26 protein-coding genes are annotated in these 25033 nt (G+C 74.0%); 24 read left to right on the top strand and 2 right to left on the bottom strand.

The window, feature by feature from the left end; all coding sequences use genetic code 11:
- Positions 1-4 precede the first annotated feature (4 nt).
- The 10 genes from PH191_RS12615 (at position 5) to PH191_RS12570 (ending at position 9534) form a co-directional block, all read left to right on the top strand.
- Positions 5-1288 (top strand): bifunctional 3,4-dihydroxy-2-butanone-4-phosphate synthase/GTP cyclohydrolase II, encoded by a 1284-nt coding sequence (locus PH191_RS12615; protein ID WP_274194948.1) that lies wholly within the window; start codon positions 5-7, stop codon positions 1286-1288.
- Positions 1285-1758 (top strand): 6,7-dimethyl-8-ribityllumazine synthase, encoded by a 474-nt coding sequence (ribH, locus tag PH191_RS12610; RefSeq protein ID WP_274194947.1) that lies wholly within the window; start codon positions 1285-1287, stop codon positions 1756-1758. The genes PH191_RS12615 and ribH overlap by 4 nt, the downstream gene beginning before the upstream one ends.
- The gene (locus PH191_RS12605) at positions 1755-2243 is read left to right on the top strand and encodes a PH domain-containing protein (protein ID WP_274194946.1); all 489 of its coding nucleotides are present in this window, start codon (positions 1755-1757) and stop codon (positions 2241-2243) included. The genes ribH and PH191_RS12605 overlap by 4 nt, the downstream gene beginning before the upstream one ends.
- The gene (locus tag PH191_RS12600) at positions 2240-3235 is read left to right on the top strand and encodes a quinone-dependent dihydroorotate dehydrogenase (protein ID WP_274194945.1); all 996 of its coding nucleotides are present in this window, start codon (positions 2240-2242) and stop codon (positions 3233-3235) included. The genes PH191_RS12605 and PH191_RS12600 overlap by 4 nt, the downstream gene beginning before the upstream one ends.
- Positions 3232-3924 (top strand): HAD family hydrolase, encoded by a 693-nt coding sequence (locus PH191_RS12595; protein ID WP_274194944.1) that lies wholly within the window; start codon positions 3232-3234, stop codon positions 3922-3924. Before PH191_RS12600 ends, PH191_RS12595 begins: the two co-directional genes overlap by 4 nt.
- Before the next feature lie 119 nt (positions 3925-4043).
- The gene (locus PH191_RS12590) at positions 4044-4484 is read left to right on the top strand and encodes a Rieske (2Fe-2S) protein (protein WP_274194943.1); all 441 of its coding nucleotides are present in this window, start codon (positions 4044-4046) and stop codon (positions 4482-4484) included.
- On the top strand, positions 4481-7534 hold the full coding sequence (locus PH191_RS12585; protein WP_274194942.1) for a DEAD/DEAH box helicase: 3054 nt from the start codon (positions 4481-4483) through the stop codon (positions 7532-7534). The genes PH191_RS12590 and PH191_RS12585 overlap by 4 nt, the downstream gene beginning before the upstream one ends.
- Positions 7524-8366: an SWIM zinc finger family protein gene (locus PH191_RS12580; RefSeq protein ID WP_274194941.1), complete on the top strand. Its 843-nt coding sequence runs from the start codon at positions 7524-7526 to the stop codon at positions 8364-8366. The genes PH191_RS12585 and PH191_RS12580 overlap by 11 nt, the downstream gene beginning before the upstream one ends.
- Before the next feature lie 10 nt (positions 8367-8376).
- Complete coding sequence (locus tag PH191_RS12575) at positions 8377-9111, top strand: PIG-L deacetylase family protein (protein WP_274194940.1); 735 nt, start codon at positions 8377-8379, stop codon at positions 9109-9111.
- 126 nt (positions 9112-9237) lie between these two features.
- The gene (locus PH191_RS12570) at positions 9238-9534 is read left to right on the top strand and encodes a hypothetical protein (protein ID WP_274194939.1); all 297 of its coding nucleotides are present in this window, start codon (positions 9238-9240) and stop codon (positions 9532-9534) included.
- On the opposite strand, the gene PH191_RS12565 is transcribed toward PH191_RS12570, so the two are convergent.
- On the bottom strand, positions 9526-10158 hold the full coding sequence (locus PH191_RS12565) for a TetR/AcrR family transcriptional regulator (protein WP_274194938.1): 633 nt from the start codon (positions 10156-10158) through the stop codon (positions 9526-9528). The genes PH191_RS12570 and PH191_RS12565 overlap by 9 nt on opposite strands.
- Positions 10159-10329: 171 nt before the next feature.
- On the opposite strand from PH191_RS12565, the gene PH191_RS12560 reads away from it, so the two are divergent.
- The 14 genes from PH191_RS12560 to PH191_RS12495 all read left to right on the top strand — a co-directional run bounded on the left by PH191_RS12560 (position 10330) and on the right by PH191_RS12495 (position 24439).
- The gene (locus PH191_RS12560) at positions 10330-11274 is read left to right on the top strand and encodes a fumarylacetoacetate hydrolase family protein (RefSeq protein WP_274194937.1); all 945 of its coding nucleotides are present in this window, start codon (positions 10330-10332) and stop codon (positions 11272-11274) included.
- 32 nt (positions 11275-11306) lie between these two features.
- Positions 11307-12281, top strand: a complete 975-nt coding sequence (locus PH191_RS12555) for an MBL fold metallo-hydrolase (protein WP_274194936.1) — start codon at positions 11307-11309, stop codon at positions 12279-12281.
- 21 nt (positions 12282-12302) lie between these two features.
- Positions 12303-13436, top strand: a complete 1134-nt coding sequence (locus PH191_RS12550; protein ID WP_274194935.1) for a cobalamin-independent methionine synthase II family protein — start codon at positions 12303-12305, stop codon at positions 13434-13436.
- Between the two features lie 218 nt (positions 13437-13654).
- Positions 13655-14146, top strand: a complete 492-nt coding sequence (locus tag PH191_RS12545) for a MarR family transcriptional regulator (protein ID WP_274194934.1) — start codon at positions 13655-13657, stop codon at positions 14144-14146.
- Between the two features lie 116 nt (positions 14147-14262).
- Positions 14263-16278 (top strand): excinuclease ABC subunit UvrC, encoded by a 2016-nt coding sequence (uvrC, locus tag PH191_RS12540; protein ID WP_274194933.1) that lies wholly within the window; start codon positions 14263-14265, stop codon positions 16276-16278.
- Positions 16275-17174, top strand: a complete 900-nt coding sequence (gene rapZ / locus PH191_RS12535; protein ID WP_274194932.1) for an RNase adapter RapZ — start codon at positions 16275-16277, stop codon at positions 17172-17174. Before uvrC ends, rapZ begins: the two co-directional genes overlap by 4 nt.
- Positions 17171-18250: a gluconeogenesis factor YvcK family protein gene (locus PH191_RS12530; RefSeq protein WP_274194931.1), complete on the top strand. Its 1080-nt coding sequence runs from the start codon at positions 17171-17173 to the stop codon at positions 18248-18250. Before rapZ ends, PH191_RS12530 begins: the two co-directional genes overlap by 4 nt.
- Entirely contained in the window at positions 18241-19230 is a 990-nt protein-coding gene (gene whiA / locus PH191_RS12525) for a DNA-binding protein WhiA (protein ID WP_274194930.1), read from the top strand. Before PH191_RS12530 ends, whiA begins: the two co-directional genes overlap by 10 nt.
- A gap of 114 nt (positions 19231-19344) precedes the next feature.
- Positions 19345-20361, top strand: a complete 1017-nt coding sequence (gene gap / locus PH191_RS12520) for a type I glyceraldehyde-3-phosphate dehydrogenase (RefSeq protein ID WP_274194929.1) — start codon at positions 19345-19347, stop codon at positions 20359-20361.
- Positions 20361-21590, top strand: a complete 1230-nt coding sequence (locus PH191_RS12515) for a phosphoglycerate kinase (RefSeq protein ID WP_274194928.1) — start codon at positions 20361-20363, stop codon at positions 21588-21590. The genes gap and PH191_RS12515 overlap by 1 nt, the downstream gene beginning before the upstream one ends.
- Positions 21587-22372 carry a triose-phosphate isomerase gene (tpiA, locus tag PH191_RS12510; protein ID WP_274194927.1) on the top strand — a complete coding sequence of 262 codons (786 nt, stop codon included), beginning with the start codon at positions 21587-21589 and terminating at the stop codon, positions 22370-22372. Before PH191_RS12515 ends, tpiA begins: the two co-directional genes overlap by 4 nt.
- Before the next feature lie 143 nt (positions 22373-22515).
- Complete coding sequence (gene secG, locus PH191_RS12505) at positions 22516-22752, top strand: preprotein translocase subunit SecG (protein ID WP_274186696.1); 237 nt, start codon at positions 22516-22518, stop codon at positions 22750-22752.
- A gap of 53 nt (positions 22753-22805) precedes the next feature.
- A complete protein-coding gene (locus PH191_RS12500; RefSeq protein WP_274194926.1) occupies positions 22806-23150 on the top strand; it encodes an RNA polymerase-binding protein RbpA in 345 nt (114 codons plus the stop codon).
- Positions 23151-23164: 14 nt separating this feature from the next.
- Positions 23165-24439, top strand: coding sequence for a TrpB-like pyridoxal phosphate-dependent enzyme (locus tag PH191_RS12495; protein WP_274194925.1), 1275 nt, complete (start codon positions 23165-23167; stop codon positions 24437-24439).
- Here PH191_RS12495 and PH191_RS12490 read toward each other — a convergent pair.
- Positions 24436-24984, bottom strand: coding sequence for a DUF488 domain-containing protein (locus tag PH191_RS12490; protein WP_274194924.1), 549 nt, complete (start codon positions 24982-24984; stop codon positions 24436-24438). The genes PH191_RS12495 and PH191_RS12490 overlap by 4 nt on opposite strands.
- Positions 24985-25033: the final 49 nt, after the last annotated feature.

Here is a 25033-nt window from a genome sequence, read left to right as displayed (position 1 = left end):
GTTCGTGGACGGCTTCGAGCACATCGAGCGGGCGATCGCCGACATCGCCGCGGGCAAGGCCGTCGTCGTCGTCGACGACGAGGACCGCGAGAACGAGGGCGACCTCGTCTTCGCGGCGCAGCACGCCACGCCGGAGCTCGTGTCGTTCATGGTGCGCTACACCTCGGGCTACATCTGCGTCCCGCTGACGGGCGAGGCGTGCGACCGGCTGGACCTCCCTCCGGCCCACTCGATCAACCAGGACCGCCACGGCACCGCCTACACCGTGTCCGTGGACGCCCGCGAGGGCATCGGCACCGGCATCTCGGGCATCGACCGCGCGCACACCATCCGCGTGCTGGCGAACCCGGAGTCCGGGCCCACCGACCTCGCGCGCCCCGGGCACCTCGTGCCGCTGCGCGCCCGTGACGGCGGCGTCCTGCGCCGGCCCGGGCACACCGAGGCCGCGGTCGACCTGGCGCGCCTGGCGGGGCTGGAGCCCGCCGGCGCGATCTGCGAGATCGTCTCGCAGAAGGACGACGGCGACATGGCGCGGTTCGACGAGCTCCAGGTCTTCGCCGACGAGCACGAGCTCTCGCTCATCACGATCAAGGACCTGATCGCCTACCGGCGCCGGTCGGAGAAGCAGGTCGTGCAGGTCGCGCACGCCAACATCCCCACCGACCACGGCGAGTTCGTCGCCTACGGCTACGACTCGCTGCTCGACGGCATCGAGCACGTCGCCCTCGTGCACGGCGACCTCGGCGACGGCGAGGACGTCCTGGTCCGCGTGCACTCCGAGTGCCTCACCGGCGACGTCCTGCGCTCGCGGCGCTGCGACTGCGGTCCCCAGCTCGACGCCGCCATGGCCGCGGTGGTGGCCGAGGGCCGCGGGGTCGTGCTCTACGTGCGCGGCCACGAGGGCCGGGGGATCGGCCTGATCCACAAGCTGCAGGCCTACCAGCTCCAGGACGCCGGGGCGGACACCGTCGACGCCAACCTCGCGCTCGGCATGCCCGCCGACGCCCGCGACTACGGCACCGGCGCCCAGATCCTCGCCGACCTGGGCATCAAGAGCATGCGGCTGCTGACCAACAACCCCGAGAAGCGCGCCGGGCTCGAGGGCTACGGCCTGCAGATCCTCGGCCGCGTCTCGCTGCCCTCCCGCACGACGCCCGAGAACCTGCGCTACCTGCGCACCAAGCGCGACCGCATGGGCCACGACCTCGAGGGCCTCGACAGCGAGGAGGACGGTGTCGTGGCGCAGCCGGCCGACACCGACCGGCCGGCGGTGGGTGGGCGCTCGTGAGCGGCACCGGTCGTCCCGACGCCTCCGTCCCCGACGCCTCCGGCCTGCGCCTGGGCATCGCCGTGACGCGCTGGAACTCGGCGATCACCGACGTCCTGCTCGAGCGGGCCCGCGACGCCGCGGCGAAGTCCGGGGTGGCCGAGCCGACCGTCGTGCACGTCGCCGGCGCGATGGAGCTCCCGGTCGTCTGCCAGGGCCTCGCCGACGGCCACGACGCCGTCGTCGGGCTGGGCGTCGTCATCCGCGGCGCGACGCCGCACTTCGACTACGTCTGCGACACCGTCACCGCGGGCCTGCTCCGGGTGGGGCTCGACGCCCGCACCCCGGTGGGCAACGGCGTCCTCACCGTCAACACCGAGGAGCAGGCCTGGGAGCGCGCGGGCACGCCGACCTCGACCGAGGACAAGGGGTTCGAGGCCACCGTCGCGGCGCTGGACGCGGCGCTGACGCTGCGCGGGCTGGCGTCGTGACCGCGCCCGTCGAGCCGGCCGACATCGGCGAGGTCGAGCTCGAGGTCCGGCCCGTGCGCATCCGCTGGGTGGCCTGGGCGATGGCCGTGTTCCTGTTCGCGTTCTTCGGCGTGGGCGCGCTGCTGGTGTTCGTCGAGTCGTCGGGCTTCAACTTCCGCCCCGCCGACCAGATCGCGATGGTCGTGCTCGGCACGATCCTCGCCGGCTGCGCCCTGCTGTTCACCCGCCCGCGGCTGCGGGCCGGGCCGGGCGGGGTCGAGGTGCGCGCGACGATCCTCACCCGCCGGGTGCCGTGGTCGGACGTCGTCGCGGTGAGCTTCCCCGACGGCGCCCAGTTCGCCCGTCTCGACCTGCCCGACGACGAGTACCTGACGATCTCGGCGCTCCAGGCCGTCGACCGGGGCCACGCGGCGCGCGGCGTGACGGCCCTGCGCCGGCTGCACGCGCAGTACCGCCGGGCCGGAGCGGACGCCGCGGGCGCATGAACCCGTACGACCTGCTCTTCCGCCACGTCGCGACCCGGGTGCCCGCCGAGCTGACCCACCGGGTCGGGGTCACGGCGCTGCGGGCGGCGACGCCGCTGCTCGGCGAGGCGGGTCGTCCGGGCGCGCCGGTCGAAGCCATGGGGCTCGAGTTCGCCAACCCGCTCGGGGTCGCGGCGGGCTACGACAAGGACGCCGAGGGCGTGCGCGGGCTCGCACGGCTGGGGTTCGGGGCGGTGGAGGTCGGCACGGTGACCGCCCGCCCGCAGCCCGGGAACCCGCGGCCGCGGCTCTTCCGGCTGCCCGCCGACCGGGCGCTGGTCAACCGGATGGGCTTCAACAACGCCGGCGCCGACGTCGTCGCCGCCCGCCTGGCCGCCGTGCGCGCGCGGGGCGCCGGGGCCGTGGTCGGGGTCAACATCGGGCGCTCCAAGACCGCGACCGACGCCGTCGCCGACTACCGGTACTCCGCGCGGGTCCTCGGTCCGCACGCCGACTACGTGGTGGTCAACGTCAGCTCCCCGAACACCCCGGGCCTGCGCGACCTGCAGGGCGTCGACGCCCTCGAGCCGCTGCTCGCGGCCGTGCGCTCGGAGGTCGGCGCGACGCCGCTGCTCGTGAAGATCACCGCCGACCTGGACGACGACGGGGTCGACGCCGTCGCCGACCTCGCGGTGGCCCAGGGCCTCGACGGGATCGTCGCGACCAACACGACGGTCGCGCGCGCCGGCCTGGCCTCGCCGCCCGACGTCGTCAGCGCCGCGGGCTCCGGCGGGCTGTCGGGCGCGCCGCTGGTGGAGCCCGCGCGGGCGGTGCTCGCGCGCCTGCGGGAGCGCGTGGGGGACCGACTGACCCTCGTCTCGGTCGGCGGGATCGACTCGGGCGCCGAGGCCCGCGCCCGTCTCGACGCCGGCGCCACGCTGGTCCAGGCCTACACCGGCTTCGTCTACGGCGGCCCCGCCTGGCCCCGCCGCGTGCTGGAGGAGCTCACATGACCGCACCCGCCCGCCGTCCCCAGGTCGTGCTCTTCGACCTTTTCGAGACATGCCTGCAGCTCGAGGGCCTGCGCCCGCGCTTCGCCGCGCTCGGCCGTCCCGAGGACGAGGTGTGGCTGTTCTTCGCCCGCCTCCTGCACCAGGGGATGGCGATGACGCTCGCCGGCGAGGCGCCGCCGTTCGCCACCGTCGCCGCCGACATGCTGCGGCGCACGAGCGGGCGCGACCTCACCGACGACCAGGTCGCCTCGGTGCTCGACGGGTTCCGCGAGCTGCCCGTGCACCCCGACGTCGCGCCCGCCCTGCGTCGCCTGGGCGAGGCCGGGGTGCCCGCCTACGGGTTCACGCACGGCTCGGCCGAGGTCGCCGGCGCCGCGCTGGAGGCCGGCGGCGTCCGCGACCTGTTCACCGACGTCATGTCCTGCGCGGAGCTCAAGCAGTTCAAGCCGCCGCCGGCGGTCTACCACTGGGCGTGCGACCGGATCGCGACCGCGCCCGCCCGCACCGCCCTCGTCGCCGTCCACTCCTGGGACGTGCACGGCGCGATCGCCGCCGGCCTGCTCGGCGGGTTCTGCGAGCGCCTGGAGGGCCGGATCCCCGACGCCGTCGCCCGCCCGCACGTCGCCGGCCCGACGCTCGAGGACGTCGTCGAGGGCCTCCTCGCCCTCCCCGACGAGCCGACCCCCTGACTCCCTCCGTGAGTGGAATTCCCGGCTATAGCCGTGAACATCACTCACGGAGGGCCTCACCCGGCGGTGACGGGGGCGGCGGGCAGACTGGACGGACCACCACGATCATGGAGGTCTCGGTGTCCACCACCACCGGTCCCAACCGCCGCACGGTCCTCTGCGGGCTCGCCGCCGCCCTCGCGGCGCCGGGCGCGCTGGCCGCGTGCTCCTCGGACGCCGGGGAGTTCCAGCCCGGCACCCCGACACAGGCGGCACCCCGGCCGACGACGGCCGGCGGCGGCACGCCGCTGGCCCAGGTCCCGGTGGGCGGCGGCACGATCGTCACGAAGGGCGAGCAGACGATCCTGCTCGTCCAGCCCACGGCCGGGACGGTCAAGGGCTTCGACGCCTCCTGCCCGCACCAGGGCACCACGGTCGACCCGCCCCAGAACGGCGTCATCACCTGCCCGAACCACTTCAGCCAGTTCGACGGCGCCACCGGCGCGCTGCGCAAGGGACCCGCCGCCACCGGGCTCACCGAGGTCCCCGTCCGCGTCGTCGACGGCTCCGTGCAGGTGTGACCGACGGCGTGCTCGCGCTGCACGCCCTGTGGTCGCCCGGGCGCGGCGTCTGTCTGTGGGCCGAGGACCCCGAGCGGCCGGTGCGCACCACGAGCCGGGCGCGCCGCGGTGCGCGCCCGCACCCCTTCGCGGTGCCGGCCGAGCGCCTGGCGGCGGTGTGGGGCACCGGCGGCGCGGCGACGGCCGGCGTCGCGGTGCTCGCCCTGCCCTCGGACCCCGACGCCCCGCGCGACTCCGACGACCTCGAGCGCGAGGAACCGCGGGACCACGCCGGCGGCCCCGGCGGCCCGGTCCTGGCCGACTGGTCGGTCCCGGTCCTCGAGCTCCCGCCCGGCGCGGCGCCGCCGGTCGCCCCCGCCGGCACCCGGGCGAGCCCCTCGGTGGCGGCACTGCGGGCCGTCGACGCGCTCGCCACCGACCTGATCGCCCGGGGTCGCGTGCTGCCCGCCCCGGACGAGGCGGGCGACGGGCACGGCCTCGTCTGGCACCCCGTGCTCCAGGGCCCCGACCTCGTCGCCGCGGACACCCTCGCCGCCGCGCTGCCCCCGGTGTGCCGGTGCGAGCGCGTGCCCGGCGAGGACCCGCCGACCGCGGCCGCCGTCGTCGAGGCCGCCCTCGCCGCGGCCGTCGACGCCCATGCGCGCGCCCGGATCACGGGCACCGAGGAGCTGGCGTCGGCCCCGGACTGGGCGCACGCGCTGGGCGCCGAGCCCGTGCTGGGCGCGACGTCCCCGCCCGCCTCGCTGCTCGCCGGCCTGCGTCGCTGGGCCGTCGTCGGCGCGCCGCACGCCGGCCCGGCGCGGGCGTCGTTCCGGCTCGACGAGGTGGTGGTCGACCACCTCGGGCACGCCGTCGAGGATCCCGAGCCGGTGTTCCGGCTGACCTTCGCCCTGCAGTCGGCCCAGGACCCCAGCCTCACCGTCGACGCCGACACCGTGTGGCGCGACCCCACCGCCCTGCGCCGCTGGCTCGACGACCCCGCCGACCTGCTGCTCGGCGAGCTCGGCCGTGCCGCGCGCGTCTACCCCGAGATCGGCGACGCGCTGCGCACCCCGCGGCCCACCGGCATGGACCTCGACCTCGCCGGCGCCCACCACTTCCTCGCCCACGTCGCCGCCGACCTCGACCGCGCCGGCTTCGGGGTCCTGCTGCCCGCGGGCTGGCGCGGCGGGCCGGCGCGTCTCGGGCTCGTCGGTGCCGGGCAGGCGGAGGGCCCCGAGGGTGTCGTCACCACCAGCGCCCGGCTGCGCCGCGACGACCTCGTCGACTTCTCCTGGCGCCTCGCGGTCGACGGCGAGGCCCTCTCGGACGACGAGATGGACGCCCTCGTGCGGGCGAAGGCGCCGCTGGTGCGCCTGCGGGGGCGCTGGGTCGCCGTCGACCCCGACCGCCTGCGCGACGGCCTCGCCTTCCTCGCCGAGCGACGCGACCACCCGAGCGTCGGCGACGTCCTGCACCTCGCCGTCACCCACCCCGACGACGTCCCCGCCCCGCTGCCGGTGGAGGAGCTGCGCCTCGACGGGGCGCTCGGCGACCTCCTCGCGGGCGGCTCGTCCCTCGAGCCGCTCGACGACCCGCCCGGCGTGCACGCCACCCTGCGGCCCTACCAGCGCCGCGGGCTCTCGTGGCTCGCGTTCCTCGCCCGCCTGGGCCTCGGCGGCGTCCTCGCCGACGACATGGGCCTGGGCAAGACGCTGCAGGTCCTGGCCCTGGAGAGCCACGAGCGCGGCATCGACGACGCACCCGGCCCCACCCTGCTCGTCTGCCCCACCTCGGTGGTCTCCACCTGGCGCCGGGAGGCCGAGCGCTTCGTCCCCGACCTGCGCGTGGCCGTGCACCACGGCGCCGGGCGCACCGACCCCGCCGCGGCGGCCGCCGACGCCGACCTCGTCGTCACCTCCTACGGCACGCTCGTGCGCGACTCCGAGGCCCTCGCCGGGGTCGCCTGGCACCGTGTCGTGCTCGACGAGGCCCAGATGGTCAAGAACAACCGCTCGCGCGGCGCGAAGGCCGTCCGCCGCCTCGACGCCGAGCACCGCCTCGCGCTCACGGGCACGCCCGTCGAGAACCGGCTCGCCGAGCTGTGGTCGATCATGGACGCGGTCAACCCCGGCATGCTCGGCACCGCCTCGGCGTTCCGCGAGCGCTACGCCGTCCCCGTCGAGCGCCACGGCCGCACCGACGTCGCCGAGGACCTGCGCCGGCGCACGCGACCGTTCCTGCTGCGCAGGCTCAAGACCGACCCGACCGTCGTCGACGACCTGCCGGACAAGATCGAGACCATCGAACGCTGCGGCCTGACCGGCGAGCAGGCCTCGCTCTACCGCGTCGTCGTCGACCAGATGCTCGACACGATCGACGACGTGAAGCCGGGCATCGAGCGCCGCGGCCGGGTGCTCGCGGCGATGACCAAGCTCAAGCAGGTCTGCAACCACCCCGCGCTGCTGCTGCACGACGGCTCCCCGATCGGACGGCGGTCGGGGAAGATCGCGCGCCTCGAGGAGATCCTCGCCGAGGTCCTCGCCGCCGGGGACAAGGCGCTGCTGTTCACGCAGTACGCGGCGTTCGGGGACATGCTCGCCCCGCACCTGGCCGCCCGCTTCGACACCGAGGTGGCGTGGCTGCACGGCGGGGTGAGCCGGAAGGCTCGCGACACGATGGTGGAGCGGTTCCAGTCCGAGGAGGGCCCGTCGTTGTTCCTGCTCTCCCTGCGCGCCGGCGGCACCGGGATCACGCTCACCGCCGCCCAGCACGTCGTGCACCTCGACCGCTGGTGGAACCCCGCCGTCGAGGACCAGGCCACCGACCGGGCCTACCGCATCGGGCAGAAGCGCACCGTCGGCGTCCGCAAGCTCGTCACCGCGGGGACGCTGGAGGAACGCATCGACGACCTCGTCGCCGGCAAGCGCGCGCTGGCCGACCTCGCGGTGCGCGACGGCGAGGACTGGCTGGCCGACCTGTCCACCGACGACCTCGCGAAGGTGCTGAGCCTGGACGCGGAGCCCGACGAGCCCGAGCCGGGGGAGGAGGACGACGACGATGGTGCGTGAGACGCGCTCCGGGCCGCGGTTCTCGGAGCGCTTCCCCGAGAGCTACGCCGAGTACGGCAAGCGCAAGCCCGTCGAGGACGGCCTGGTGGCCCGCAGCCGCCGGGGCGCGATCGGGGAGTCCTGGTGGTCGGGGCGCTTCCTCGCCGTGCTGACGCAGCTGGGCGTGGGCGGGCGCCTCGACCGTGGCAAGACCTACGCCCGCGCCGGTCAGGTCGTCGACCTCGCGATCGAGCCCGGCGCGATCACCGCGACCGTGCAGGGCAGCCGCGACGAGCCCTACCGCGCCCGCATCGCGCTGCGACCCTTCGCCGACGAGGCCTGGGAGGCCGTGCTCGACGCGCTGGCCGCCGACTCCTGGTACGCCGCGGCCCTGCTCGCCGGCGAGGTGCCCGACGACCTCGAGGCCGTCCTCGCCGGCGTGGGCCTCTCGCTCTTCCCGCAGGGTTCCGGCGAGCTGCCGATGGACTGCTCGTGCCCCGACTGGTCGGTGCCGTGCAAGCACCTCGCCGCCGTCGCCTACCTGGCGGCCGAGGAGTTCGACGTCGACCCGTTCGCGCTGCTGCGCTGGCGCGGGCGCGACCGGGCGACCCTGCTCGCGGCGCTGCGCGACCGCCGGGACGCGGGCGCGGGCACGCCGACGGCCCTCGAGGACCTCCTCGACCGGTTCCACGGCCCGGGCGTCCCGGTGCCCGCACCGCCCGAGCGCACGGCCCGTCTCCGGCCCGATCCGGAGGCCCTGCTGGACGAGCTGCCGCCGCTCGACGTGGACGGGGTCGACGCCCGCGAGGTGCTCCGCCCGCTCTACCGGCGACTCGCCGAGCCGGACGGGTAGGTTGATCGGGGTGGAGCCCGAGCAGCCCGATCCCGCCGAGGCGCTGACGATCCTGATGATCGTCGCCCACCCCGACGACATCGACTTCGGCAGCGGCGGGTCCGTCGCCACCTGGACGGGCGAGGGACACCGCGTCGAGTACTGCCTCGTCACCGACGGCGACGCCGGTGGGTTCGACGAGGGCATCAGCCGCCCCGACATGGCCACCCTGCGGCGCGACGAGCAGGGCGCGGCGGCCGAGATCCTCGGCGTGAGCGACCTGCACTTCCTCGGCTGGCCCGACGGTCGCATCTACGTCACCCACGAGCTGCGTCGCGATCTCACGCGGGTGATCCGCAAGGTCCGGCCGGACCGGGTCGTCACGCAGTCGCCGACGCGCAACCTGCGATCCATGTACGGCAGCCACCCCGACCACACCGCCGTCGGCGAGGCCGCGATGTGCGCGGTCTACCCCGACGCCCGCAACCAGTTCGCCCACCCGGAGCTCCTGGCCGAGGAAGGGCTCGACGCCCACACCGTGTCGGAGGTGTGGATCTCACACATGGGCGAGGGCGCCGACCACTACGTCGACACCACTGACGCCTTCGAGCGCAAGGTCGAGGCCCTGCGCGCGCACAAGAGCCAGACCGCGCACATGGAGGACCTGCGGGGACGCATGTGGGCGTGGGGCCGGGTGCAGGCCAAGGCCGCGGGCTTCGGTGAGGACCGCCTCGCCGAGGGCTACCTGGTGCTCGACACGCGCTGACGGAGTTTGCGTGAGCGACCTAACCGTCGTCACGACTGTCGCCCAGGGCCGAGTGGGTAAACCCTGGAGCACGGAAAGCGGGATCGACGACGCTCCCTTCCCGTGAGCCCGTGGAGGGAGAACCCCATGAGTGACATGTCGTGGCTCGGCAACCGGGTCGAGGTCCAGGAGATCGACGGCACCGACCTGACCTACCTGCAGTGGCGCCGACCGTGGCACGGCTCGCTGAGGGGCTACCTCGTCGTCGGCTCCGAGGAGTGGGCGCTGGTCGAGGACGCCGTCGACGACGCGGCCGCCGGGCGCCGTGAGCACCCGCGTCTCGACGCCGCCGGGCAGCCGACCGACCTCGAGACCTACTTCACCGAGGTCCTCGGCCGCCGGCCGTCCGACCCGGCGCCCCAGGACGCGACGCCCTCAGGCTGAGTTCAGCGCGCCCCGGAGCACCGCCTCCAGCACGGCGGACAGCTCCTCGTCCAGCCGGAACGGGGCGGGCTCGGCGTCGATCCACCGGACGACGGCCGAGTAGTAGCCGAGCGCCAGGAGCCGTCCGACCCGCGCCGGGTCCGACGGCGGGCGCAGTGCCGCCCCGCTCGCCTCCACGAGCGCGGCGAGGTCCTTGGCCAGGACGTGGTCGAGGAACACGTCGGTGCTCTTCAGCGACGCCGGCATCATCGCCTTGGTCTCGGTCCTCGTCTCGAGGTTCACCGCCGCGAGCGCCGCGAAGTACCGCTCGAGGACCTCGCGCAGCGGCAGCACCGACGGGTCGAACCGGCCCGTCGCCCGCGCCGCACGCTGGCGTCGCCGCAGCGCCCACTCCTCGAGGAAGAGTCCCTTGCGGGCGAAGTGGTTGAACACCGTGGCGCGGGCGAGACCCGCACGGGCGGCGATGTCCTCCATCGACGTCGCGTCGAAGCCCTGCTCCACGAACAGGCCGATCGCGGCCTCGTAGACCCGGTCGCGACGCTCCTCGCGCTTGCGCGCCCGGGTGCTCAGCGGCGGGAACCCGACGACGGGCTCCTGGTCCACCGGCCCCGCCAGCTCCGTCACCGCCGGCTCCGTCCCCGCGGCTCGCGCGTCCATCGCGATCAGTAGAGCACATCCGTCGCCCGACGAAGCTGGACCCGGGTCTTGTCTCCGCCCATGAGTGTGACCTACGTTGCACCAGGAAGCTGGACCTGGGTCCAGTTTCGTCCTGGCATCGCGAGGAGGCGATCGGGCGTGCGATGGGTGACCTACGACGCGGGGGACGGCGAGCGGGCCGGGCTCCTGGACGGCGACACGGTCCGCGGTCTCGCGGCCGGCACGACGCTCCTGGGACTCCTGGGTGACGACGGCGAGCGGCTCGCCGAGGCCGGCGCCACGGCGCGGAGCGACCCGGCCGAGGTCCGGGCGCTCGACGACGTGCGGCTGCTCGCCCCGATCCCGCGGCCGCCCTCCGTGCGCGACGGCCTGTGCTTCCTGGAGCACCTGCGCGGCTGCTACCGCGCGCTCGGCCGGCCCATCGACCTCGCGCCGGTGTGGACCGAGACGCCCGCGTTCTACTTCGGCAACCCCGCGGCGGTGGTCGGTCCGTACGACGACGTCCCGATCGCCCCCGGCTCCGGGCTCTTCGACCTGGAGCTCGAGATCGGCGCGGTGATCGGTCGCGGCGGGCGTGACCTGCACCCGGACGCCGCCGAGGGCCACATCGTCGGCTACACGTTCTTCAACGACTGGACCGCGCGCGACCACCAGATGCGCGACATGGCCCAGGGCATCGGGATGGGCAAGGCCAAGGACAGCGCGATCACCCTCGGGCCCGCGCTCGTCACGGTGGACGAGCTCGAGCCCCACCGCGGGGAGCAGGGGTTCACGTTCGAGGTCACGGCGACGGTCAACGACCGCCGGATCGCCAAGGGCTCCCTGGCCGGCATGGACTGGAGCTTCGGCGAGCTGCTCGCGTTCCTGTCGCGCGGCACCGACCTGCGGCCCGGCGACGTGATCGGTTCCGGCACCGTGCCCGGCGGGTGCCTGCTCGAGCACGTCGACACCCCCGACCCCGCCGCGTTCACGGGCTGGCTGCAGCCGGGCGACGTCGTCTCCCTGGCGTCGGAGGCGCTGGGGGAGACCCGCCAGGTCGTCCGCCCCGCCCCGCCGGTCACGCGCCTGCGCACCGGCTTCTGACCCGCGAGAGCACCCCCGAGAGGACGACCAGCATGAGCACCCAGGACTACCGCAGGGGACTCCACGACCTCGGTCGGGGCTGCCACGCCTGGTTGCAGCCCGACGGCAGCTGGGGCTGGAGCAACTCCGGCCTGATCACCGGGTCGGGCACCTCGCTGATGGTCGACACGCTGTTCGACCTCCCGCTGACCCGGGAGATGCTCGACGGGATCCGGCCCGTCACCGACGCCCACCCCCTCGGGACGCTGGTGAACACCCACTCGGACCCCGACCACGTCAACGGCAACGAGCTCGTCGGCTCGCGGGACGTCGAGATCCTCGCCTCCGCCGCGGCCGCCGAGCTGATGACGCAGGAGGCCCTCGACACCGTCGCGAAGGTCAAGCACCTGGACGGCGCGCTGGGCGAGTTCGCCCGGCACATCTTCGGGCCCTTCGAGCTCGAGGGCATCACCGCGACGGGACCGGACCGGACGTTCACCGGCGAGGAGAGCGTCGACGTCGGCGGCCGCGAGGTGCGGCTGATCCAGGTCGGTCCCGCGCACACGCCCGGCGACGCGCTCGTCCACGTGCTGGACGCCCGGCTGCTCTACGCCGGCGACATCCTGTTCGTCGGCGGCACCCCGATCGCCTGGGCGGGCCCGATCGACCGCTGGATCGCCGCGCTCGACCTCATCCTCGACCTCGAGGTGGACACGATCGTCCCCGGCCACGGTCCGGTCAGCGGCAAGCCCGAGGTCTCGGTGATGCGGGAGTACCTGGTGTCGGTGGAGGCCCAGGCGCGCCGGCGGTTCGAGGACGGTATGGACGTCGACGACGCGATCGCCTCGATCGAGCTCGGGAAGTTCGCCGACCTCCCCGAGCACGGCCGCCTCGCGCAGAACGTGCTCAACGTCTACCAGCAGCTCGACCCGAGCATCCCGCGCCCGGACCGGCTCACGGTGCTCACCAAGATCGCCGCGCTCGAGGGCTTCAGCCCGGACACCTTCACGCAGGCCACGACTCCCTGACCCCCAGAGAGGAACCACGCGATGACCGTGCGGACCACCCATGTCGGCAGCCTGCCCCGGCCCGAGACCCTGACCCGACTGATGTACCTGCACCAGGAGGGCAAGGGCGACGCCTCCGAGCTCGAGGCCGCGATCACCGACGCCGTCCACGACGTCGTGGCGATGCAGCACGGCGCGGGGATCCACGTCGTCTCCGACGGCGAGATGGGCAAGCCCGGCTTCGTCAACTACGTCCGCGAGCGCCTCGACGGCTTCGGGGGCCAGGCGCCGCCGTGGAGCATCGACGACCTCGAGGCGACCCCCGAGCTGGCGATCGCGCAGTACGGCGGGGAGGCCGGCGCGCACATCATGCCGGCGAACTGCGAGGGCCCCGTGAGCTACGTCGGCGCCGCCGCCGTGCAGCGCGACATCGACACCCTGCGCCTCGCGCTGGACAAGACCGGCCACACGGCCGACGGGGGAGCATTCATCCCGGCCGCCTCGCCCGGCTGCATCGCGACCGGCAGCCCGAACCTGCACTATCCCGACTACGACAGCTACCTCGACGCGCTCGCCGACGCGATGGCGCAGGAGTACCGGGCGATCGTCGACGCCGGCCTGCTCCTCCAGCTCGACTGCCCGGACATCCCGATGGCCGCGCACACCGAGTTCTGGTGCCGCGACGAGGTCCGTCGCCGAGGGCTCGTGGAGTTCGCCGAGCGCCACATGGCCGCCATCGACCGCGCGCTCGAGGGGATCGACGGTTCGCGGGTGCGACTGCACATGTGCTGGGGCAACTACGAGGGCCCGCACCACCTCGACGCCCCGCTCGCGGAGCTGCTCCCGCCCGTGCTCGCCGGGCGCCCGACCATGATCTCGTTCGAGGCGGCCAACCCCCGCCACGAGCACGAGTGGGAGGTGCTCTCCTCGCTCGGCATCCCCGACGACAAGGTCCTGCTGCCCGGCGTCGTCGACACCCTCAACAACATCGTCGAGCACCCCCGCCTCATCGCCCAGCGCCTCGAGCGCGTGGCCGGCGTCGTGGGCCCCGACCGCGTCATCGCGAGCACCGACTGCGGCTTCGGCACCTTCGTCGGCTTCGGCCGCGTCGGCGCGCAGGTGGCGGAGATGAAGTTGCGGGCGATGGCCGAGGGCGCGGCGCTCGTCCGCGCCTGACCCGGCGGGCCGTGGGTCCGACCGAGAGGGAACGCGGCGGGCCGTAGGACGCCGCTCCGGCCCGCGCAAGAGGTCCCACGGACGCTTCGATTTCCGAATCGTCGTCAGAGGGACCGAGTCGGCCCGCCGTCCCGTCGCCAGAAGGATCGACTTCCCCGAACCCACCCCCGCCCGACCGCCCTCCCTCGTAGCGTCACCGTCGGAGCGGGGGAGGCCGGGTGGACGATCGGACGTGGGTGGCGACGGCCCTGGTCGACGACCTCGCGGTCGCCCTGCGACGCCACCACCACGAGATGGCGAGGCGCCTGGGTCTCCGGGAGGTCGAGCTGGCGTGCCTGCAGATCGTCGACACGCCACGGGGGATGCCGATGACGGCGCTCGCCGAGCGGCTCGGGCTCAGTCCGGGCGCGGCGACCGCGGTCGTCGACGGGCTCGAGGAGGCGGGCCGGGTGGCGCGGTGGCGCGACCCCGACAACCGTCGCAAGGTCGTGGTGGGCCATCTGGTCGCGCCGAGGGACCACCTGTCGTGGCAGGCGTTGCTCGACGACGTGCAGGCCCGGCAGGCGCGGTTCTCGGACGAGGAGCTGCTCGTGGTGGCGCGGTGGGTCGCCGCGATGAGCAACGAGCTGCACCGACGTGCCGGCGACCTGACGGTCGCGCGGGCGGGGCGCGAGGCGCTCGAGCGGCGGAGGCGCGCAGGGCGGCGGTGAGGCGCTCACGGCGCGGCGCCAGCGCGACACGCCGCGACACACCGTGCGACACGCCGATTCCACCCATCTGGGTGCACGCCGAAGCTCCGGACGGACGCGCCTACGCTGGTGCCATCATGGCCGACCCGCAGACGTACCGACCCGCCACCGGGACCATCCCGGAAGCGCCCGGCGTGTACCGGTTCTCGGACGAGAACGGGCGAGTCATCTACGTCGGCAAGGCCAAGAACCTGCGCAGCCGGCTCAACTCCTACTTCGCCGACGTGGCGGGGCTGCACCCCCGGACGCGCCGGATGGTCACCACCGCCGCGGCCGTCCAGTGGACGGTGGTGCACACCGAGGTCGAGGCCCTCCAGCTCGAGTACAACTGGATCAAGGAATACGACCCGCGGTTCAACGTCCGCTACCGCGACGACAAGACCTACCCGGTGCTCGCGGTGACGCTGAACGAGGAGTACCCGCAGCTCCGGGTCTATCGGGGGCCCCGCAAGAAGGGCGTCCGGTACTTCGGCCCGTACGCCCACGCGTGGGCGATCCGCGAGACGGTGAAGCTCCTGACGCGGGTGTTCCCGGCGCGGGTGTGCTCGAGCGGGGTGTTCAAGCGTCACGGCCAGATCGGGCGCCCGTGCATGCTCGGCTACATCGACAAGTGCTCGGCGCCGTGCGTCGGACGCGTCGACGCCGAGGAGCACCGGCAGATCGTCCTCGACTTCTGCGACTTCCTCGCCGGCCACACCGACCAGCTGATCGGCCGCATCGAGAAGGACATGCAGGTCGCCGCGGCCGACATGGACTTCGAGAAGGCCGCGCGGCTGCGCGACGACGCCGGGGCGCTGAAGCGGGTCGTCGAGAAGCAGGCGGTGGTGCTCGGCGACGGCACCGACGCCGACGTCGTCGCCTTCGCCACCGACGAGCTCGAGGCCGCGGTCCAGGTCTTCCACGTCCGCGGTGGGCGGGTCCGGGGCCAGCGCGGCTGGGTGGTCGAGACCGAGGCGGACAGCGACCTCGAGAGCCTGGTCGGGCAGTTCCTCGCGCAGTTCTACGGCGAGCAGGCCGCGCTCGCGGGCTCCGCCGACGACGCCGTCCAGCCGGTGCCGCGCGAGGTGCTCGTCCCGGCGATGCCCGCCGACGCGCCGGCCCTGACCCAGTGGCTCTCCGACCTGCGCGGCTCGCGGGTGTCGCTGCGCGTCGCCCAGCGCGGCGACAAGCGCACCCTCGCCGAGACCGTCGAGCGCAACGCCCGCGAGGAGCTGACCCGCCACAAGCTCCGCCGCGCCGGCGACCTCACGGCCCGCAGCGCGGCGCTCGAGGAGCTCCAGGAGCAGCTCGGCCTCGACACCGCCCCGCTGCGCATCGAGTGCACCGACGTCTCGCACGTCCAGGGCTCCGACGTCGTCGCGAGCCTCGTGGTCTTCGAGGACGGGCTGGCGAAGAAGGCCGACTACCGGCGCTACTCGATCCGCGGCGGCGCGGAGGGCGGTGACGTCGCGGCGATCGCCGAGGTGGTCCGGCGCCGGTTCTCCCGCTACCTCCGTGAGACCGCCGAGGAGGCCCCCGACCCCACCGACACGGCGTGCTCGGGCGAGACCAGCGATGGTGCGCCGGCGTCCGGGGAGATCGCGCCCGAACAGCTCGACGGGCCGCTACCCGGCATCGACCCGACGACGGGCCGGCCGCGGAGGTTCGCGTACCCGCCGAACCTGCTGGTGGTCGACGGTGGCGCCCCGCAGGTCGCCGCGGCCGCCGAGGTCCTGGGCGACCTCGGTGTCACCGACGTCGCCGTGGTCGGGCTGGCCAAGCGCCTCGAGGAGGTCTGGCTGCCCGGCGAGGAGGACCCGGCGATCCTGCCCCGCCAGAGCGAGGCGCTCTACCTGCTCCAGCGCGTGCGCGACGAGGCGCACCGCTTCGCCATCACCTACCACCGCCAGAAGCGCTCGTCGCGGATGACGGCGTCCGCGCTGGACGGGGTGCCCGGGCTCGGCGAGGCCCGGCGCACCGCGGTGCTCAAGCACTTCGGGTCGGTCAAGAAACTGCGGGCCGCGTCGGTCGAGGACGTCATGGAGGTGCCCGGCGTCGGCCGCCGCACCGCCGAGGCCATCCTGTCGGCGCTGACGGACGGGGGAACGACATGACCGGGCGCACGGAGGTACCGGTGCGCACCGGCGGGATCGAGGTCGCGATCGTCTCCGGCCTGTCCGGGGCGGGCCGCAGCACCGCGGCCAAGGTGCTCGAGGACCTCGGCTGGTTCGTCGTCGACAACCTCCCGCCGGAGCTGATCGAGACGATGGTGGACCTGGGCACCCGCTCGTCGGGGCAGGTCACGCGCATCGCCGTGGTGATGGACGTGCGCAGCCGCGCGTTCACCGCCGACCTCGGTGCGGTGATCAAGGAGCTGGACGCGCGCGGCGACCGGCCGCGCGTGCTGTTCCTCGACGCGTCGGACGCCGTGCTGATCCGCCGGTTCGAGGCCAACCGCCGCTCGCACCCGCTGCAGGGCGGCGGCCGCATCTCCGACGGGATCGCCGCGGAGCGCGAGCTGCTCTCGCCTCTGCACGACCTGGCCGACCTCGTCGTCGACACCTCGAACCGCTCGGTGCACCAGCTGCGCGCGGCCATCGAGAGCGCGTTCGGCGACCACGCCGCTGACGTCGGGCACAGCGTCACCGTGGTGTCGTTCGGCTACAAGCACGGGCTGCCGCCGGACGCCGACCTCGTCGTCGACATGCGCTTCCTGCCCAACCCGCACTGGATCCCCGAGCTGCGCGAGCACGACGGGCGCGAGGCCGAGGTCCGCGACTACGTGCTCTCGCAGGAGGGCGCCGAGGAGTTCCTCGACCGCTACCTGGAGCTTCTGCGCCTCGTCGGCGCCGGCTACCGGCGCGAGGGCAAGCGCTACCTCACCGTCGCGGTGGGCTGCACCGGCGGCAAGCACCGCAGCGTCGCGATCGCCGAGGAGCTCGCGCGGCGCATGGCCGGCCAGGACGGCGTGCGGGTCACGGTGTCGCACCGCGACGTGGGGCGCGAGTGAAGGCCGTCGCCCTCGGAGGGGGCCACGGGCTGCACGCGACGCTCACGGCGCTGCGCCGGCTGACCGACGACATCACGGCCGTCGTGGTGGTCGCCGACGACGGCGGCTCGTCCGGGCGGATCCGCCGCGAGCTGGACATCCTGCCGCTGGGCGACCTGCGCATGGCGCTCGGTGCGCTGGCCGGCCAGGAGAACCCCGGCCCCGAGAACACGCTCTGGCAGCGGGTCTTCGAGCACCGCTACGGCGGGCACGGGGCGCTCGCCGGCCACGCTGTCGGCAACCTGCTGCTCGCCGGCCTGCTGGAGGTCCTCGACGACCCGGTGGCCGCCCTCGACCAGGCGTGCCGCCTGCTCGGGGTGTCGGGGCGGGTGCTGCCGATGAGCACGCAGCCGGTGGACATCGAGGCCGACGTCACCGGCATCTTCGGCCCCGAGGGCGGCGACCAGGGCCGCGACGTCGCCCACCGGATCCGCGGGCAGGTCGCCGTCGCCACCACGCCCGGGCGGGTGCAGCACGTGCGGCTCGACCCGCGCCGTCCGCGGGCGTGCCCGGAGGCGTGCGACGCCCTGCGCTCCGCGGACGTCATCACCCTGGGGCCGGGCTCGTGGTTCTCGAGCGTGCTGCCCCACCTGCTCGTCCCCGAGCTGCTCAACGCCCTGGTCGAGAGCGAGGCCCGCAAGGTCCTCGTCCTCAACCTCGCCCCGCAACCGGGCGAGACCGCCGGGTTCTCGCCCGAGCAGCACCTCGAGGTGCTCGCCGCGCACGCGCCGCGCCTGCGCCTGGACGTCGTGGTGGCCGACACCGACGCCGTCCCCGCGCCCGACCTGCTGCGCCGCGGTGCCGAGGCCTTCGGCGCGGACACCCTCCTCACCTCCGTCGGCGCGCCCGACGGCAGTCCCCGGCACCACCCCGAGGCGCTGGCCAAGGCTCTCGCCGACGCCGCCCACCACCGGGTCGATCATCGCGACCCCCCGGGCCCGGCCCGGTCCGGCGGGACGGACGGCAGCCCTGCCGACGTCGCGCCCGGTGCCGACCCCGCCCGCCCCCACCAGGAGGAGGACCGAAGGTGGCCATGACCGCAGCGGTCAAGGACGAACTCAGCAGGCTCGCGGTGACCAAGACGTGCTGCCGGCGCGCCGAGGTGGCCGCCCTGCTGCGCTTCGGCGGCGGGCTGCACATCGTCGCCGGCCGCGTCGTCGTCGAGGCCGAGCTCGACACCGGCTCCGGCGCCCGCCGCCTGCGCGGGGAGATCCACGACCTCTACGGGCACAGCCCCGAGGTCCACGTGCTCTCCCAGGGCGGACTGCGCAAGGGCACCCGCTACGTCGTGCGCGTCGCCGCCGACGGCGACTCGCTGGCCCGCCAGACCGGGCTCCTCGACCCGCGCGGCCGCCCCGTGCGCGGGCTGCCGCCCCAGGTCGTCTCCGGGGGCGTGTGCGACGCCGAGGCCGCGTGGCGCGGGGCGTTCCTCGCCCACGGGTCGCTCACCGAGCCCGGTCGCTCGTCCGCCCTGGAGATCACGTGCCCGGGCATGGAGGCCGCGATGGCGCTGGTCGGCGCCGCCCGCAGGCTGGGCGTCGTCGCCAAGGCCCGCGAGGTCCGCGGCGCCGACCGCGTCGTGGTCCGCGACGGCGACGCCATCGGCGCGCTGCTGACCCGCCTCGGCGCCCACACCTCGGTGCTGGCGTGGGAGGAGCGCCGGATGCGCCGCGAGGTGCGCGCGACCGCGAACCGGCTCGCGAACTTCGACGACGCCAACCTGCGGCGCTCGGTGAAGGCGGCCGTGACGGCGACGGCGCGCGTCAACCGGGCGCTGGAGCTGCTCGGCGACGAGGTGCCCGACCACCTGGTGCAGGCCGGGCGCCTGCGCGTCGAGCACGAGCAGGCCTCGCTGGAGGAGCTCGGCCAGCTGGCGGAGCCGCCGATGACCAAGGACGCGGTGGCCGGGCGCATACGGCGTCTCCTGGCCATGGCCGACAAGAAGGCCAAGGACATGCGCGTGCCCGACACGTCCTCGGTGGTCACCGAGGAGATGGCGGAGCTGGCGGACCACTGACCGGGCGCGTGACGTCGTTCGCGCGACCAGGACAGCGGGTCCGCGTTCGTTAGGGTGGCACCCCCACGGGGAACCGGGGGAACGGCCGACTCACGAGAGGTAGGGCGAGGCGCAGTGACGATCCGCATCGGGATCAACGGGTTCGGTCGCATCGGACGGAACGTGTTCCGTGCCCTGGAGAAGCAGCGGGCGGCGGGCACCGCCGACATCGAGGTGCTCGCGGTCAACGACATCACCGACAACAAGACGCTGGCGCACCTGCTGCGCTACGACTCGGTGCACGGCCGCTTCGACGGCACCGTCGAGTACTCCGACGACGCGTTGATCGTCAACGGCACCGAGGTGAAGGCCTACGCCGAGAAGGACCCGGCCGCGCTGCCGTGGGGCGACCTCGGCGTCGACGTCGTCATCGAGTCCTCCGGGATCTTCACCGACGCCGACTCGGCCGGGAAGCACCTCAAGGCCGGCGCCAAGAAGGTCGTCATCTCCGCGCCCGCCAAGGGCGAGGACCTGACCGTGGTCATGGGCATCAACGACGCGTCCTACGACGGCAGCCAGAACATCCTGTCCAACGCCTCGTGCACCACGAACTGCGTCGCGCCGATGCTCAAGGTGCTCAACGACAAGTTCGGCGTCGAGACCGGCTTCATGTCGACGATCCACGCCTACACCGGCGACCAGCGCGTGCACGACGCGCCGCACAAGGACCTGCGCCGCGCCCGCGCCGCCGCCGTGAACATCATCCCGACCACCAGCGGCGCGGCCGAGGCCACGGCGCTGGCGCTGCCCGCGCTCGAGGGCAAGGTCACCGGCATGGCCTACCGCGTGCCGGTCAGCGACGGCTCGGTCACCGATCTGACGGCCACGCTGACCAGCGACGTCACCGTCGAGGCGGTCAACGCCGCGTTCAAGGAGGCGGCCGAGGGCGAGCTGAAGGGCGTCCTCGTCTACACCGAGGACCCGATCGTCTCCACCGACATCGTCGGCGAGGCCGCGTCGTGCACCTTCGACGCCGGCATGACCAAGGTGCTCGGCAACCGCAGCGTGAAGATCGTCGGTTGGTACGACAACGAGTGGGGCTACTCCAACCGCGTCGTCGACCTGACCACGCTCGTCGGCTCCAAGCTCTGATGCGCACGGTCGACGACCTGATCGCCGACGGGGTGCAGGACCGGTTCGTCCTGCTGCGCGCGGACTTCAACGTGCCCCTCGACGGCTACTCCATCACCGACGACGGCCGCATCCGTGCGGCCCTGCCGACGATCACGCGCCTCGCGGGCGCCGGGGCCAAGGTCCTGATCATGGCCCACCTCGGGCGCCCGAAGGGCGGCGAGCCGCCGGGGCGCGACCCGAGATCGACGCTGACGCCGGTCGCCGCGCGGCTGGGTCAGCTGCTCGACCAGCGGGTCTCGCTGGCCGAGGACGTGGTGGGCCAGTCCGCCCAGGGCGTGGCCGAGGGTCTGCGCTCCGGCGGCGTGGCGCTGCTCGCGAACGTGCGCTGCGACCCGCGCGAGACGGGCACCGAGGGCGAGCGCGAGCAGCTGGCGACGGAGCTCGCGGAGCTCGTGCCCAGCCAGGATCCTTCGCGGCCGAGCGCTTTCGTCTCCGACGGCTTCGGTGTCGTGCACCGCGAGCAGGCCTCGGTGGTCGAGATCGCGCGCAAGCTCCCGGCCTACGGCGGCGACCTCGTCGCCCGCGAGACCGAGGTGCTGCGGCGGCTGACCGGTGACCCGGCCCGGCCGTACGCGGTGATCCTCGGCGGCTCGAAGGTCTCCGACAAGCTCGCGGTGCTGACCAACCTGCTGCCGAAGGTCGACACGCTGCTGGTCGGCGGGGCGATGTGCTTCACGTTCCTCGCCGCCGAGGGCAAGGACGTGGGCGACTCCAAGCTGGAGTCCGACCAGCTCGACACCTGCCGGGACCTGCTCGCGCAGTACCCCGACACGCTCGTCCTGCCGGTCGACGTCATCGTCGCCGACGCCTTCGCGGCCGACGCGAACACCCGCACGGTGCCGGTGTCGGAGATCCCCGACGGCTGGATGGGCCTCGACGTCGGGAGCGAGACCGTCCGCCTGTTCGGCGAGAAGCTCGCCGACGCCGCCACGGTGTTCTGGAACGGTCCGATGGGCGTGTTCGAGATGGCGCCGTTCGCGGCGGGCACCACCGGCGTCGCCGAGGCCGTCGCGGACTCGCCGGCCTTCAGCGTCATCGGGGGCGGCGACTCCGCCTCCGCGATCCGCGCCGCGGGCCTCGACGAGGAGCGCTTCGGCCACATCTCCACCGGGGGTGGCGCGTCGCTCGAGTTCCTCGAGGGTCACGTCCTGCCCGGTATCGCCGTCCTGGAGGAGGGCTCCGCGTGAGCCGCAAGCCGCTCATCGCGGGCAACTGGAAGATGAACCTCAACCACCTCGAGGCCATCGGCGTCACCCAGAAGCTCGCCTTCGCCCTGCCCGGCAAGTACTACGACGCCGTCGACGTGGCGGTGCTCCCGCCGTTCACCGACCTGCGCAGCGTGCAGACCCTCGTCGACGCCGACTCGATGCCGATCACCTACGGCGGCCAGGACCTCTCGCCCGAGGACTCCGGTGCGTTCACCGGTGACGTCTCCGGCGCGATGCTGGCCAAGCTCGGCTGCACGTGGGTGGTCGTCGGGCACTCCGAGCGGCGCACGATCCACGGCGAGGACGACGCGCTCGTCAACCGCAAGGTCCGCGCGGCCCTGCGGCACGGCCTCACCCCGATCCTGTGCCTGGGGGAGGGCGAGGAGGTCCGCGACGCGGGCACCCACGTGCCGCACTGCACCGGTCAGCTCGACGGGGCGCTCGACGGCCTCACGGCCGCCGACGTCGCGAAGATCGTGCTGGCCTACGAGCCGGTCTGGGCCATCGGCACCGGCAAGACGGCCGGCGTGTCGGACGCCCAGGAGGTGTGCCACGCCCTGCGCGAGCGGATCCGCGAGGTGCACGGCGCGACCGTCGCCGACGGCGTCCGGATCCTCTACGGCGGCTCGGTGAAGTCGAACAACGTCGCCGAGCTCGTGAAGTCCGACGACGTCGACGGCGCCCTCGTCGGCGGCGCCAGCCTCGACCCCGAGGGCTTCGCGGAGCTCTGCGCGCTCGCCGCGGGTGGCCCCCTGCCCTGAGCCGATTTCGCCGCAGGGTCATGACGGAGTCGTCACGAGGGCGGGGTATCGTCCTCCCCAGGCACCGATCCCGCACGTCGGGGACGGTCAGAGCCCCGTCCGGCCCCGGACGGGGTCGGCACCCGGAGGTCACGGACACCGACATGCGACTGTTCCTCGACATCCTGCTCATCGCGTCCAGCCTGCTGCTGGTGCTGCTGGTGCTGCTGCACCGCGGACGCGGAGGCGGGCTGTCGTCGCTGTTCGGCGGCGGGGTGCAGTCCAGCCTCGCCGGGTCGAGCGTCGTGGAGAAGAACCTCGACCGCCTCACCCTCTTCGTGGGTGCCATCTGGCTGATCTCCATCGTCGGTACGGGGCTGCTCGTCAAGATCGAAGGCTGACGGGCGGCCCCGGTCGAGGCCGGGCCGCCCCTGGACGCGGAGGTACTCCGGCGATGGCGACTGGCAACGCGATCCGAGGCACCCGGGTGGGTTCGGGTCCCATGGGCGAGTCCGAGCGCGGGGAGAGCGCGGCCCGCACCGTGATCTCCTTCTGGTGCTCGAACGGGCACGAGACCCGTCCGTCGTTCGCGGTCGACGCGGAGATCCCCGCCAGCTGGGACTGCCCGCGCTGCGGCCTGCCGGCCAACACCGACGAGAAGAACCCCCCGCCGGCGAAGCGCACCGAGCCCTACAAGACGCACCTGGCGTACGTGAAGGAGCGTCGCTCCGACGCCGACGGCGAGGCCCTGCTCGACGAGGCGCTCGGAAAGCTCCGCGCGCGACGCGGCGAGAGCTGAGAGCATCCGGGGCCATGGTGGCCCCGGCTCTCGACACACGGTTCGCGCTCGCACAGTCCGAGCTCCCCACGGCGTGGTTCAACGTCGCGCCGCATCTCGCGACTCCCCTGGATCCCCCGCTCCACCCGGCGACGCGTGAGCCGGTCGGACCCGACGACCTGGCTCCGCTGTTCGCCCAGGAGCTGATCGGCCAGGAGATGTCGGCCGACCCGTGGATCGACATCCCCGGCGAGGTCCTCGACGTCCTGCGCCTGTGGAGGCCGACGCCGCTGGTGCGCGCCCGTCGCCTCGAGGCCGCGCTGGGCACGCCGGCGCGGATCTACTTCAAGGACGAGTCCGTCTCGCCCGCGGGCTCGCACAAGCCGAACTCGGCGGTGCCGCAGGCGTTCTACAACGCCCGCGAGGGCATCACCCGCCTGGCCACCGAGACGGGCGCGGGCCAGTGGGGCACGGCGCTGGCCTTCGCGTGCGCGCAGTACGACCTCGAGTGCGCGGTCTACATGGTGCGCAAGAGCTTCGAGCAGAAGCCCTACCGCAAGGTGATCATGGAGACCTGGGGCGGCAGCGTCGTCCCGTCGCCAATCGACGACCCGTCGCACCCCGGCTCGCTCGGCGCTGCGATCTCCGACGCGGTGCGCGACGCCGTCGGCCGCGACGACACCCACTACGCGCTGGGCTCCGTGCTCAACCACGTGCTGCTGCACCAGACGATCATCGGACTCGAGGCCCAGCAGCAGCTGGTGAACGCGGGGGAGATCCGCCCGGACGTCGTCATCGCCCCGTGCGGTGGCGGCTCCAACCTCGGCGGCGTCGCGCTGCCGTTCCTGCCCGACCCCTCGGTGCGCCTGCTCGCCGCCGAGCCCGCGTCCTGCCCGACGCTGACGAAGGGCACCTACGAGTACGACTTCGGCGACACCGCGGGCCTGACGCCGCTGATGAACATGTACACGCTGGGCCACGACTTCGTGCCGCCCGGCATCCACGCCGGCGGGCTGCGCTACCACGGCGATTCGCCGATCATCTCCAAGCTGGTGCACGAGGGCCGGATGGAGGCGGTGGCGCACAAGCAGCGCGCGGTGTTCGAGGCCAACGTCCTGTTCGCGCGCGTCGAGGGCAAGATCCCGGCGCCCGAGGCGGGCCACGGCATCGCGTCGGTGATCCAGGAGGCGGCCGAGGCCACGCGGCTGAACGAGGAGCGGGTGATCCTCTTCAACTACTGCGGTCACGGGCTGCTCGACCTCGCCGCTTACCAGGAGTACCTCGCGGGCGACCTGGTCGACGAGCCCTAGAGCGGGCCGGTGCCGGGGAGCGGCTCCTGCCCGTCGTCGTAGACGAGCTGCTGCCCGGACCGCCGCACTCCGTCGGTCGGACGGTGCTCCGGCGTCCGCCCGTCGTGCATCAGGTGCCGTACCTCGACCCCCCGGACGAGGACGACGTGGTCGGCGACGAGGCGGCGGTGGCAACGCCACCACACCGACTCCGAGCACAGGATCGCCGTGGGCCCGGCGGCCGCCAGCACGTCGTCGACCGCGGCGGTGAACGTCGGCGTACGCATGTGCGCGGCGTAGCCGGCGAAGGCGACGTTGCGCAGGGCCGTGTCGGGGGAGCCGGCCGGCCTGCTGCGTCGTCCACCGAGCCTGTCGTCCCAGCGGTAGCCGACGCCGTTCTCCCGGAGAGCCTGCCCCAAGGCCTCCCGTGCCACCGACGGGTCGCGACGGCTGCCGGGATGCCGGCGGACGTCGACGACCTCGGCGACCCCGGCGTCGGCCACGAGCCGCGCGACGTGCGGGCCGTCGAGCGTGCCGTGGCCGACGGTCCACAGCGCGCCGGTCATGCCTCCATCCTCGCGCGGGTTCCGGCGAGCGGGAGCCACGGTCGCGGGA

The sequence above is a fragment of the Actinomycetospora callitridis genome (assembly GCF_028737265.1).
Taxonomy (GTDB): domain Bacteria; phylum Actinomycetota; class Actinomycetes; order Mycobacteriales; family Pseudonocardiaceae; genus Actinomycetospora; species Actinomycetospora callitridis.
The sequence above is the reverse complement of the archived record's forward strand: the minus strand, read 5'-3'. Positions and strand labels throughout refer to the sequence as shown.

Bases quoted from the DNA above. Each gene is read 5' to 3' on its own strand.
- secG (WP_274186696.1), top strand. From the start codon at position 22,516: ATGCGACTGTTCCTCGACATCCTGCTCATCGCGTCCAGCCTGCTGCTG.
- PH191_RS12490 (WP_274194924.1), bottom strand. From the start codon at position 24,984: ATGACCGGCGCGCTGTGGACCGTCGGCCACGGCACGCTCGACGGCCCG.
- PH191_RS12550 (WP_274194935.1), top strand. From the start codon at position 12,303: ATGACCGTGCGGACCACCCATGTCGGCAGCCTGCCCCGGCCCGAGACC.
- PH191_RS12570 (WP_274194939.1), top strand. From the start codon at position 9,238: ATGAGTGACATGTCGTGGCTCGGCAACCGGGTCGAGGTCCAGGAGATC.
- PH191_RS12555 (WP_274194936.1), top strand. From the start codon at position 11,307: ATGAGCACCCAGGACTACCGCAGGGGACTCCACGACCTCGGTCGGGGC.
- PH191_RS12580 (WP_274194941.1), top strand. From the start codon at position 7,524: ATGGTGCGTGAGACGCGCTCCGGGCCGCGGTTCTCGGAGCGCTTCCCC.
- rapZ (WP_274194932.1), top strand. From the start codon at position 16,275: ATGACCGGGCGCACGGAGGTACCGGTGCGCACCGGCGGGATCGAGGTC.
- PH191_RS12500 (WP_274194926.1), top strand. From the start codon at position 22,806: ATGGCGACTGGCAACGCGATCCGAGGCACCCGGGTGGGTTCGGGTCCC.
- uvrC (WP_274194933.1), top strand. From the start codon at position 14,263: ATGGCCGACCCGCAGACGTACCGACCCGCCACCGGGACCATCCCGGAA.
- PH191_RS12515 (WP_274194928.1), top strand. From the start codon at position 20,361: ATGCGCACGGTCGACGACCTGATCGCCGACGGGGTGCAGGACCGGTTC.
- PH191_RS12495 (WP_274194925.1), top strand. From the start codon at position 23,165: ATGGTGGCCCCGGCTCTCGACACACGGTTCGCGCTCGCACAGTCCGAG.
- PH191_RS12600 (WP_274194945.1), top strand. From the start codon at position 2,240: ATGAACCCGTACGACCTGCTCTTCCGCCACGTCGCGACCCGGGTGCCC.
- PH191_RS12595 (WP_274194944.1), top strand. From the start codon at position 3,232: ATGACCGCACCCGCCCGCCGTCCCCAGGTCGTGCTCTTCGACCTTTTC.